The organism is Streptomyces sp. NPDC057950, from assembly GCF_042887295.1.
Classification (GTDB): Bacteria; Actinomycetota; Actinomycetes; order Streptomycetales; family Streptomycetaceae; genus Streptomyces; species Streptomyces kaempferi.
On the sequence record NZ_JBHVPP010000018.1, the window covers coordinates 112240 to 123984 of the forward strand.

Annotated in this window: 9 protein-coding genes; 8 read left to right on the forward strand and 1 reads right to left on the reverse strand. The window is 72.4% G+C overall.

The window, feature by feature from the left end; genetic code table 11:
* The first annotated feature begins 159 nt into the window (after positions 1 to 159).
* The 5 genes from ACFVTC_RS27825 (at position 160) to ACFVTC_RS27845 (ending at position 6320) form a co-directional block, all read left to right on the forward strand.
* Positions 160 to 1389 carry a DUF2690 domain-containing protein gene (locus ACFVTC_RS27825; protein ID WP_390131245.1) on the forward strand — a complete coding sequence of 410 codons (1230 nt, stop codon included), beginning with the start codon at positions 160 to 162 and terminating at the stop codon, positions 1387 to 1389.
* A gap of 521 nt (positions 1390 to 1910) precedes the next feature.
* Entirely contained in the window at positions 1911 to 2900 is a 990-nt protein-coding gene (locus tag ACFVTC_RS27830; RefSeq protein WP_390131246.1) for a malate dehydrogenase, read from the forward strand.
* A 252-nt stretch (positions 2901 to 3152) separates the two neighbouring features.
* On the forward strand, positions 3153 to 4877 hold the full coding sequence (locus ACFVTC_RS27835; protein WP_390131247.1) for a hypothetical protein: 1725 nt from the start codon (positions 3153 to 3155) through the stop codon (positions 4875 to 4877).
* Complete coding sequence (locus ACFVTC_RS27840) at positions 4870 to 5247, forward strand: hypothetical protein (protein ID WP_390131248.1); 378 nt, start codon at positions 4870 to 4872, stop codon at positions 5245 to 5247. Before ACFVTC_RS27835 ends, ACFVTC_RS27840 begins: the two co-directional genes overlap by 8 nt.
* A 2-nt stretch (positions 5248 to 5249) precedes the next feature.
* A complete protein-coding gene (locus ACFVTC_RS27845; RefSeq protein WP_390131249.1) occupies positions 5250 to 6320 on the forward strand; it encodes a hypothetical protein in 1071 nt (356 codons plus the stop codon).
* Between the two features lie 44 nt (positions 6321 to 6364).
* Here ACFVTC_RS27845 and ACFVTC_RS27850 read toward each other — a convergent pair whose 3' ends face one another.
* A complete protein-coding gene (locus ACFVTC_RS27850) occupies positions 6365 to 7249 on the reverse strand; it encodes a GNAT family N-acetyltransferase (RefSeq protein ID WP_390131250.1) in 885 nt (294 codons plus the stop codon).
* Between the two features lie 240 nt (positions 7250 to 7489).
* Here ACFVTC_RS27850 and ACFVTC_RS27855 point away from each other — a divergent pair, with 240 nt between their 5' ends.
* From ACFVTC_RS27855 to ACFVTC_RS27865, 3 genes are read left to right on the forward strand one after another with little or no spacing between them, the layout of a single operon-like run.
* Entirely contained in the window at positions 7490 to 9010 is a 1521-nt protein-coding gene (locus ACFVTC_RS27855; protein ID WP_390131251.1) for an aldehyde dehydrogenase family protein, read from the forward strand.
* Between the two features lie 50 nt (positions 9011 to 9060).
* On the forward strand, positions 9061 to 10596 hold the full coding sequence (locus ACFVTC_RS27860; protein WP_390131252.1) for a GMC family oxidoreductase: 1536 nt from the start codon (positions 9061 to 9063) through the stop codon (positions 10594 to 10596).
* On the forward strand, positions 10596 to 11744 hold the full coding sequence (locus ACFVTC_RS27865) for a glycine betaine/L-proline ABC transporter ATP-binding protein (protein ID WP_390131253.1): 1149 nt from the start codon (positions 10596 to 10598) through the stop codon (positions 11742 to 11744). The genes ACFVTC_RS27860 and ACFVTC_RS27865 overlap by 1 nt, the downstream gene beginning before the upstream one ends.
* Position 11745 lies beyond the last annotated feature (1 nt).

An 11745-nucleotide genomic window follows, 5' to 3' on the forward strand; every position in this document is an offset into this window, starting at 1 on the left:
GGAACTGGGGTCCTGCCCGGACGCATCCCTGTGGGTAACCAGAACGGGACTCGGCGGCGATGGGCCCCTCCCCCGCCCGCGCGCGGGGGAGAGCCCGGGGGAGCCGCGCGGGGGAAATGTCAGGCACGCACGGGGGGAAAGAAGCAGGGGGGAAGAGCAATGCCTCGTTGGAAGGCCCTGCCGGATGAACTCGATCCGCAGGTCAAGGAGTTCGCTGTCCAGCTGCGCCGACTGGTCGACCGGAGCGGGCTGGGCGTCGCCGCCCTGGCCGACCGTACGGGCTACAGCAGGACGTCCTGGGAGCGTTACCTCAACGGCCGGCTCCTCGCGCCCAAGGGCGCGATCGTCGCCCTGGCCGAGGTGACCGGGACCAGTCCCGTTCATCTCACCACCATGTGGGAGCTCGCCGAGCGTGCCTGGAGCCGTTCGGAGATGCGCCACGACATGACGATGGAAGCGATCCGCATCTCCCAGGCGCGCGCCGCGCTCGGGGAGTCCGGCGCGGCCGCGGTGAACGGGAGCGACGGCAAGCAGGCCCGCAAGGGGCGCGGCGCGACCGTGACGCCCGGGATCGCGGGGCCCGCGGGTGTGGTGCCGTCGGTGCCGCCGCAGCCGACCGCGGCGGACGTGGAGGACTCGGCGTCCGGGGCCTCGCCCTCGAACCCGGCCGGTGCGCGCGGCGGTTCCTCGTCCGGAGGGGCTTCGAAGGGCGGTGGCGGCGGCTGGGGGGTCGTCGCCACGCCGTCGTCCGGGGACGGGGGGCGGTTCGGGCCGCCGGTGGCGGCCGGTCCGGCGAGGCCCGCCGCGTCCGCCGGGGGTTCGCCGGCGGGTGCAGGGCCGTCCGTCGGAGCGGCGTCGGACGGCGCCCCGTCGGACGGCGCGTCGTCCGACGGGGCCCGGCGCAAGCGGCGGTTGACGATGTTCCTCGCGGGCGTCGTGGGTGCGCTCGTCGTCATCGCCGTGGCCGTTCTCCTCACGGGCGGTGGCGGTGACAAGAAGGAGCAGGGCACGGCCGGGACGCCCAAGACGTCCGCCTCCGTGCATCCCGACCTGCCGCCCGGGGTGAAGTGCGGCGGCAGCGACTGCACGGGCAAGGATCCGGAGAACATGGGCTGTGGGGGGCAGTTGGCGACCACCCCCACCAGCATCACCGTCGGTACGACGCTCGTCGAGGTCCGCTACAGCAAGACCTGTGGCGCGGCCTGGGCTCGCATCACGCAGGCCGTGGCCGGTGACTCGGTCGTGGTGTCCGCGGGGGGCGGCCCCGGGCAGACCGGTTCGGTGGACACCGACACCGATGCGTACACGCCGATGATCGCCGTCAAGAACGCCGGTGAGGCGAAGGCGTGCGTGACGTTGAAGTCGGGGCAGCGGGGGTGTACGCGGTGAGGTAGGGGACGGGGTGCGGGGAGGCTCTCAGGGTCTTGTCCTCAGGCGCCGGGGGGCTGATGGTGCGGGCCCGTATCTCCAGCCCGTCCGGCGCTCGAGGACGAGCCCTTCGGGCGATGCGGGGGTCCAGGGGGCGCAGCCCCTTGACGGGGGTCTGGGGGCGGAGCCCCGGGGGACAGGGCCGCCCGGAAATTCGGGGGCATGGTTCCTCCCGGTGGGGGCAGGCGGACAGACAACCCCCACGGGATCCGGCGCCGTCCGCGAGGGCGGAACCCGGCACCCCCTCGGCGGCCGCCGACCCTCCCGGGGGCCGGCGGCCGCCCGTTCGGGGCCTCTGTGGGGTGGGCCACACGGGACCCGGCCGACGGGGGTATCGGATGCGCGATAGCCTGACGGCGGATCTCTCTTGACGCCGAGAGATCGATCATCGGCACCTTTGATCGATCATTGCGGTGGACGCGGGACGATCCTGCACCCCGGGGCAGGGACGCCCCACCGCCAGCTGTCATACGGAGAACGCCATGACCCGCACTCCCGTGAACGTCACCGTCACCGGCGCGGCCGGCCAGATCGGTTACGCCCTGCTCTTCCGCATCGCCTCCGGCCAGCTGCTCGGCGCGGACGTGCCGGTCAAGCTGCGCCTCCTGGAGATCACACCGGCGCTGAAGGCCGCCGAGGGCACCGCCATGGAGCTCGACGACTGCGCCTTCCCGCTCCTCGCGGGGATCGACATCACGGACGACCCCGACGTGGCCTTCGACGGCACGAACGTCGCCCTGCTCGTCGGCGCCCGCCCGCGCACCAAGGGCATGGAGCGCGGCGACCTGCTGTCGGCCAACGGCGGCATCTTCAAGCCGCAGGGCAAGGCCATCAACGACCACGCCGCGGACGACATCAAGGTCCTCGTCGTGGGCAACCCGGCCAACACCAACGCCCTCATCGCCCAGGCCGCCGCCCCGGACGTACCGGCCGAGCGCTTCACCGCGATGACCCGTCTGGACCACAACCGCGCGCTGACCCAGCTCGCGAAGAAGACCGGCACGACGGTCGCGGACATCAAGCGCCTCACCATCTGGGGCAACCACTCCGCCACCCAGTACCCGGACATCTTCCACGCCACGGTCGCCGGCAAGAACGCCGCCGAGGTCGTGGGCGACGAGAAGTGGCTCGCCGAGGACTTCATCCCGACCGTAGCCAAGCGCGGTGCCGCGATCATCGAGGCCCGTGGCGCCTCCTCCGCCGCCTCCGCGGCCAACGCGGCCATCGATCACGTGCACACCTGGGTCAACGGCACCGCGGACGGCGACTGGACCTCCATGGGCATCCCGTCGGACGGTTCGTACGGCGTCCCGGAGGGGATCATCTCCTCCTTCCCCGTCACCACCAAGGACGGGCAGTACGAGATCGTCCAGGGCCTGGACATCAACGAGTTCTCCCGCGCCCGCATCGACGCCTCCGTCAAGGAGCTCGAGGAGGAGCGCGACGCGGTCCGCGGTCTCGGCCTCATCTGAGCCCTCGCACCACCGCCGCACCTCGCGGTACCCCACGCAGGCCCCGCCCCGGTTTCCCGGGCGGGGCCTGCGCCGTTCCTGCGCGATAAATGCGGCGGGGATGCCACACGACCCCTATGCTGTGACGCCGGACACACCAACACGTGTGCGCAACAGGGCAGTTCACGCCTCGGGGGAGCAGCGTTGACGCAGACATTCCAGTTACCTCAGCAACCACAGCCACCACGGAACACTCTGTCCGGCGAGCCGGGTGTGCCGCCTGGGGCCAGTGAGGCGACGCGGCTGCTCTGCGCGGGCACCTACCTGGACGCGGGCTACCGCGACGCGGTGATCGAGGAGCTGTACGTCCACGAGGAGCGGCTCGCCGCCCCCTCGCTCGGCCACGACGCGGCGCGCGTCCTGGCCCACGCCCTGCGCGCACGCCGGCTCGAACTGGGCTGGGCGGCCGCGATCCTGGGACTGTGGGCGGTGGGTTTCCCGCTCTCCAACTACCTGCTGGCCGTCCTGCTGTTCCCGTGTCTGGTGCTCGCCACCGCCTCCTGGATCCGGGGCTCGCAGGAACGTCCTCCGTGGTACCGGAAGGTCCCGGCGTGGTGGCTGCGCTGGTGGGGGCGGTTCTTCCTGATCTACGCCTCGGTCACGACGGTGCGTGTGGCCTTCGGCGCCGTGGACCAGCAGGAACTCTTCGACTTCTTCGACTCCTTCCTCCCCACCCTTGTGGCGAGGGCGCTCTTCGAGAACGGCGGGGTGCGCATCCAGCCGGTCAACGCCTGGTCCGCGCTGCTTGTCCTAATGCTGGTGGCGGTGTGCGTCGCCGTGCAGCGCGGACAGTTCGCGCGGGCGCTGGCGCACGAGCTGCACCCGGCGCGTTTCGGCGACATGGCCGCCGACCCCGCCGAACTCGCCGAGGGGCGGCGCTTCCAGCGGCTGCGGCAGCGCATCCGCGTCGAACAGCACTCGCCGCTGGTGATGTACCACGCGGCGCACCCCTTCTGCGGTGCCGGGCAGGCGCAGGACACCTGGAGTCTCGCCGTCGAACTGCGGCCGGACCCGGAGCGCCGGGAGCCGCCGCTGCCCATCAACAACCGGGTGATCCTCGACCGCGTCCACGAGCTGCTGGCGCGGTTGCGACTACCCTCGCCGCACGCGGGCGGCGCGGTCCGGGACCGGCTGCGCCGCCTGGAGATCGACGAGTGCGTCTTCCTGCCGGTGGCGGGGCTGCCCCGCAGGGACCTCGCGCCCTACCACCAGGACGCGTTCGTCGTGCACAGCGCCGAGTCGGTCGAGGAGGGCGGCGAGACCCGCCGGCACTTCCTGCGGGCACGGGTCGGCGGCTGGGAGGAGGAAGTCGTCACCACCGTCTTCGTCCGCGTGCACACCCAGGGCGGCATGCTGATGCTGGAGATCGCCCCGCACGTCCTGCTGCCGGTGCGCGCCGACTTCGAGAACGCGGACCGCGTCGCCCACCAGCACCGTCACAACAGCCCGCTGGGCAAGGCGGTGTGGGCGCTCGCGCGCACGCCCCGGTCGGGGCCCCTCGCGGCCGTGACGGTGGGCCGGGGAGTGGCCCTGACCTGGCGGATCCTCACCGCGGGCTACGGCGCGGCGATGCCGGACGGGCCCGCCCGGTCGGTGCGCGAGCTGGGCTCCGGTGACACCGCCTCGCTCTTCCAGGAGATGGACGTCGCCCGCTATCTCAAGTCGATCCAGGACCGGGTCGCGCAGGGAGTGCGGCAGGTTCTGAAGGACTCGGGCTACCGGACCGACGAGTTCGCCCAGAAGGTCGTCAACGTGAGCGGCGGCAGCACCCTGATCGAGAACGCGCAGGGGGCGTTCGCCCTCGGCGACAACAACGTCGTCACCAACAGGGCGCCGAGTACACCGAGTACGCCGGGCGCGCCAAGTACGTCCGGTGCACGGGGCGCGTCCGACGCGCCGGGCACACCGAACGGGGCGGGAGGGGATGGGAATGGCTGACGAGCAGGCCGCCGGAAGAGGATCCATCAACATCAGTGGTGTCAGCGGGGCCTTCGCGATCGGCGACGGGAACAACGTCGTCAATCAGCCGGGCGCCGGAGCGCCGCCGCGCGACCCGGCGCACGAGGAGCTGCTGCGCCAGGTGCGTGAGCTCCGCGCCGACCTGGGGCGGCTGGTCGCCAGCAGCCAGACGGCCGGGTTGGACGGCGAACTCGCCGTGGCGCAGGCCGAGATCGAGGAGTCGGGCCGGGCGGGGCAGAGCCGGCTCACCCGGCTCCGGCAGGCCCTCACGGACGCAGGCGCGCTGACCGGGCTGCTGGCCTCGGCGGGCGCGGTGGCCGAATCCGTCGCCGCGCTGTTGGGGAACTGACCGTGGCCGGCAAGGACGAGGTCCACTGGAACGCCGAGACGCAGAGCTGGGAGACGGGCGGCGCGCCGCAGAGCCGCTACACCCCGCCGCCTCCGCCGCGCCCCGGGTTCGAGCCGGTCCACCCGCCCGCGCCCGCCCCCGGTCCGGCTCCTTTCCCGGGCCCGGGGGACGAGGCCGGTTCCGCCGGCGATTCCGGATCCGCCTCCGGCTCCGGCTCCGGTCCAGCCACCGGCGCGGGTTCCGACCAGCGGAGCCAGTACCCGGCCCCCGCCCTCTTCCCGGCCCCCGACCAGGGCGGATTCCACCCGCCCCATCCGGCCTACTCGATCCCTGCCTCCCCTCCCGCTCCGGGTCCCGCGTCGCGGCCCTCGGCGCGGCGCGTGGTCGCGGTGCTGACCGCGGCCCTGCTCGTCGGCGGGGCGGCGGGTTTCGGCGGCTGGTACGTGTGGAGCAGGGACAGCGGCGGCACGCACAAGGACGACGCCCGTACCAAGGTGTCCACCGCGCCCACCGGCCCGAGCGCGCAGGAGTCCACACCCGTGACCGGGTCCGCCTCCACCCCGGGACCGACCCTGGACGCCACCTCCGCGTCCCCCTCGGCGAGCGCTCTCCCGGCCGGGTACCACCGTGTTTCGAACGGCGAGTTCGGCATGGCGGTACCGGACGGCTGGCAGCCGCAGACGCAGAGCGGGAAGAACGGCGTCACGGTCTACTTCTTCCGGGAATCCGGCGGAGGTCCCCGCTATCTCCAGGTCTTCCGGGTCAGCGAGGACGACCCCACCCCGCGCGGCACGCTCACGGCCGCCGAGAAGGACCTCAAAAAACGGCTCCCGGGCTATCACCGCAACAGCCTTGAGACCGTCCCCGACGCCCGGGGCGAGGCCGCCGAGCTCGACTACTCCCACCCCAGCCAGAAGTGGGGCGTCGACCTGCGCACCCTGGACCGTGTCATCCCGGCCGGCGGCGGTGAGCTGTACGTCGTCCTCACCTCGGGACCGGTCGACGCTTGGCCCGAGCTGCGGCAGGTCCAGGAGGCGGCGGTGACGACGTTCTGCCTGGCCGGCGCCTGCTGAACCGAGGCACGGGCCGCCCGCCGCGGCGGCCGCCCCGGGAACGATCAGAGTCGCTTCTCGAACCAGTGAGCGGCGTAGACGTTGTCGTCGTACCGGGGGATCTCCTCGTATCCGCAGGCCCGGTACATCGACTGCGCCTCGGTGAGCACCGCGTGCGTGTCGAGCCTTACGACCGCGCAGCCGCGTCCGGCGGCCTCCTGCTCCAGTCCGTGGAGGATCCGTCGCGCCAGACCGAGCCGCCGGGCCCCTGGACGCACCCACACATGGCGGATCTCGCCGACCCCGGACTCCAGGAGCCGCAGCGCCCCGCACCCCACGGGACGCCCTTCCTCGTACGCGACGAGGAAAGCACCCGAGTCCCCGGACACCTCGTCGGGACGTACGAGGGCGGCGGGGTCGAACCCTTCCGGGAACCGCTCGTCGATGTCGGCGGCGTACCCGGCGAGGCAGTCGCGCGCGTCGCGGGAGGCGCCGTCGACGGATTCGACGGTGATGGCCGCCAGTCGCAGCAGCCGCTCGGCGGTGCCGATGGCGGCGGTGAGTTCGTCGCGCCGCCGCTCGTCGAGTCCGCCGAGCAGTCCTTCGGCGAGCGCGTCGGCCCGCCGGTTCTGCTCCTCGATCTCGTCGCGGCCGGCCGGCGTGAGCTCCGCGACGCGTAGCCGGCTGTCCTCGGCCGGCACGCTCACCCGAACCAGCCCCTGCGCCTCCAGCGCCCGGACCATCCGGCTCAGATATCCGGCGTCCAGGCCGAGCCGGCTGCGCAGCTCGCGCAGGGACACCCCGCTCCCGATCTCGAACAGCAGCCGTGCCTCGCCGAGCGGCCGGTCCTGTCCCAGGTAGCGGTCGTCCAGGACTCCGATGCGGCGGGTGAAGTACCGGTTGAAGCGCCGGAGCGCCCGTACGTCCTCCGCCGACACTGCCTCCGTCATTCTTTGACCTTAGTCAAAGAAGAAGGGGAGAGGAAGGAAGACGGAGGGAGGGAAGGCCGGGCGGGCCATCCAGCGTGTGCCGCTTCTGGTCATGTTTGTGCCGATTTTTCAGTGACGCGGCGCACTTCCGGTCACCGATCGTGCATGCAATCCGGGTCGGGGGGCATGCGCTCCCGGTCCCCGAGAGTGACACGTGTGTGACGCAGGGGAACGGATCAGGAACGGAAGGCAGCACCGACCATGGCCGGACACCAGGCTCAGCAGGCAGAACAGACCCTTCATGTGGGCGGGGAATGGCGCGCGGCCGCATCCCGCGCGACCCGCGAGATCCTCGATCCCGCGGATGCGAAGCCGTTCGCCGTGGTCGCGGAGGGTGACGAGCGGGACACCGACGCGGCCGTGGCGGCCGCGCGCGCCGCCTTCGACGCGGGCCCGTGGCCGCACACCCCCGTCGCCGAGCGGGCCGCGCTGCTGCGCCGTGTCGCCGACCTCCTGGTCCGCGACCGTGACGAGCTCGGGCTGCTGGAGAGCCGGGACGCGGGCAAGACGGTAGAGGAGGGGCGCGTCGACATCGACTGCGTCGCGGACGCCTTCCGGTACTTCGCCGACCTCGTCGTGGGGGAGGGCGGCGGCAGGGTCGTCGACGCCGGGTCCGAGGACGTCCACAGTGTCGTCGTGCACGAGCCGGTGGGCGTCTGCGCGCTGATCACGCCCTGGAACTATCCACTGCTGCAGGCCAGTTGGAAGGTCGCGCCCGCGCTGGCCGCCGGGAACACCTTCGTCGTCAAGCCGAGCGAGATCACGCCGCTGACGACGGTCGCGCTGCTGAGGCTGCTCGTCGAGGCCGGTCTGCCGGCCGGGGTCGCCAATCTCGTCACCGGGCCGGGGCACACGGTCGGTGCCCGCCTGGCCGAGCACCCCGACGTCGACCTCGTCTCCTTCACCGGTGGCCTGGTCAGCGGGACGAAGGTGGCCAGGGCCGCCGCCGACACCGTCAAGAAGGTCGCCCTCGAACTCGGCGGCAAGAACCCCAACGTCGTCTTCGCGGACGCCTGCGCGACGGACGAGGACTTCGACACCGCCGTCGACCAGGCGCTCAACGCGGCCTTCATCCACAGCGGCCAGGTCTGTTCGGCGGGCTCCCGTCTCATCGTCGAGGAGTCCGTGCGCGAGCGCTTCGTCGCCGAACTCGCGCGCCGCGCCGGGCGGATCAGGCTGGGCCGCGGCACCGAGGAAGGTGTCGAGTGTGGCCCGCTCGTCTCCGAGCAGCAGCGGGAGAGGACCGAGACGTACGTCGCCTCCGCGCTGGCTGAGGGCGCGGTGCTGCGGGCCGGCGGCCGGCGCCCCGAACCGTCCGACAGCAGGCCCGCCACCGGCTACTTCTACGAGCCGACCGTCCTCGACCAGTGCCAGCGCGGGATGAAGGTGGTCCGCGAGGAGGTCTTCGGGCCCGTCCTGACGGTGGAGACCTTCCGCACCGAGGAGGAGGCCGTCGCGCTCGCCAACGACACCGAGTACGGGCTCGCGGGTGCCGTCTGGACGTCCGACGCGGGCCGCGCCCGCCGGGTCGCCGGACGGCTGCGGCACGGCACCGTCTGGATCAACGACTTCCACCCCTACCTCCCGCAGGCGGAGTGGGGCGGCTTCGGCAAGAGCGGTGTGGGGCGCGAGCTGGGCCCGGCGGGCCTCGCCGAGTACCGCGAGACGAAGCACGTGTACCAGAACCTCGCGCCCAAGCCGGTCCGCTGGTTCGCGGGCTGACCCCAGTGCCGCGACCCCCCACCGCACACAGCACCCTGGAGCACGACCACATGCACGAGAACACGTACGAGAACACGTACGACTACGTCGTCATCGGAGGCGGAACGGCCGGCTCCGTGATCGCCTCCCGGCTCGCCGAGAACCCCGACGTCACCGTCGCGGTCATCGAGGGCGGCCCGAGTGACGTCGGCCGGGAGGACGTCCTCACCCTGCGCCGCTGGATGGGCCTGCTCGGTGGCGAACTCGACTACGACTACCCGACCACCGAGCAGCCCCGCGGCAACTCGCACATCCGGCACAGCCGGGCCCGGGTGCTGGGCGGCTGCTCCTCGCACAACACGCTCATCGCGTTCAAGCCGCTGCCCTCCGACTGGGACGAGTGGGAGGCCGCCGGCGCCGAGGGCTGGGGCGCGGTGCCGATGGAGGCGTACTTCGCGCGGCTCCTCAACAACATCGTCCCGGTCGACGAGAAGGACCGCAACGCCATCGCCCGCGACTTCGTCGACGCCGCGCGGTCCGCGCTGGGCGTCCCCCGCGTCGAGGGCTTCAACCAGCAGCCGTTCACCGAGGGCGCCGGCTTCTTCGACCTCGCCTACCACCCCGAGGACAACAAGCGGTCCAGCGCGTCGGTCGCCTATCTGCACCCGGTGATGGACGAGCGGCCCAACCTCACGCTGATGCTGGAGACCTGGGCGCACCGGCTGGAGCTGGCGGGGAGGCGCGCGACGGGCGTGCGCGTCCGCACCAAGGACGGCGAGGAGATCCTCGTACGGGCGAAGCGCGAGGTCGTGCTGTGCGCCGGCGCCGTGGACTCGCCCCGGCTGCTGCTGCACTCCGGCATCGGACCGGCCGCCGATCTGGAGGCACTCGGCATACCCGTCGCCCACGACCTGCCCGGTGTCGGCGAGAATCTGCTCGACCACCCCGAGTCGGTGATCGTGTGGGAGACGGACGGCCCCGTCCCGGAGAACTCCGCGATGGACTCCGACGCGGGTCTCTTCGTGCGCCGCGACCCCGAACACGCGGGTCCCGACCTGATGTTCCACTTCTATCAGGTCCCGTTCACGGACAACCCGGAGCGGATCGGCTACGAACGCCCCCCGCACGGCGTCTCGATGACCCCGAACATCCCCAAACCGCGCAGCCGCGGACGGCTGTACCTGACGAGCGCCGATCCGGCGGTCAAGCCCGCCCTCGACTTCCGCTACTTCACGGACGAGGACGACTACGACGGCCGCACCCTCGTCGACGGGATCCGCATCGCCCGCGAGATCGCGGCGACCGAGCCGCTCGCGGGCTGGCTCAAGCGTGAGGTGTGCCCCGGCCCGGACGTCACGGGCGACGAGGAACTGAGCGCTTACGCGCGCCAGGTCGCGCACACCGTCTACCACCCGGCGGGCACCTGCCGGATGGGAGCGGTGGCGGACACCGACGCCGTGGTGGACCCCGAACTGAGGGTGCGCGGCCTCGACGGCCTCCGCGTCGCCGACGCGTCCGTCTTCCCGACGATGCCCGCCGTGAACCCGATGATCGGGGTGCTCATGGTCGGGGAGAAATGTGCCGAGCTGATCGGGGGCGGTGCGTGATGAGTACCAGCGCCAGTAGTGCCAGTAGTGCCAGTAGTCCTGCCAGTAGTGCCGGTAGTGCCGGTAGTGCCCGTGACGTCGGTACGGCGAGCGGCGCCGGCAGCCCCGTCTTCTCCGTCGACGGCCTGTGGAAGGTCTTCGGACCCAGGCCCGAGCGGGTCCCCGCCGACCCCGAACTCGCCGCCCTCACCCCCGCCGAACTCCGCTCCCGCACCGGCTGCACCGCCGCCGTCCGGGACGTCGGCTTCGACGTGCGCAAGGGGGAGGTCTTCGTCGTCATGGGCCTGTCCGGCTCGGGCAAGTCCACCCTCGTACGGTGTCTGACCCGGCTCATCGAGCCGACCGCGGGCACGATCGCCATCGACGGCGAGGACGTACGCGCCATGGACCGGTCCCGGCTGCGCGAACTGCGCCGCCACCGCGCCGCGATGGTCTTCCAGCACTTCGGCCTGCTCCCGCACCGCTCCGTCCTCGACAACGTCGCCTACGGCCTGGAGATCCAGGGCGTCGGCAAGGCGGAGCGCCGCGAGCGGGCCGCCGGGGTCGTCGCCAAGGTCGGCCTCGAAGGCATGGAGCACCGGAGGCCCGGTCAGCTCTCCGGCGGTCAGCAGCAGCGCGTCGGGCTCGCCCGCGCCCTCGCCGTCGACCCCGAGGTGCTGCTCTTCGACGAGCCGTTCAGCGCGCTCGACCCGCTCATCCGGCGTGACATGCAGGAGGAGGTCGTCCGCCTCCACCACGACGAGGGCCGCACGATGGTCTTCATCACCCACGACCTGAACGAGGCCCTGCGCCTGGGCGACCGCATCGCCCTGATGCGCGACGGCCGCATCGTCCAGCTCGGCACGCCCGAGGAGATCGTCGGCTCGCCCGCCGACGACTACGTCCGCGAGTTCGTCAGGGACGTGCCGCGCGAGCAGGTCATGACGGTGCGTACGGCGATGCGGGCCGCGTCCGCGGACGAGGCCGCACAGGGCCCGGCGGTCGCACCGGAGACGACCGTCTCGCAGGCCATCGAGGCGGTGGCGCGCTCCGGCGGCCCGGCACGCGTCATGGAGAAGGGACGCTGCCTGGGGGTCGTGGACTCGGCGGCCCTGCTCGGGGTGGTGGCGGGGACGGACTCCGCGGCCCACGGTGAGGAGGTGGCCTGAG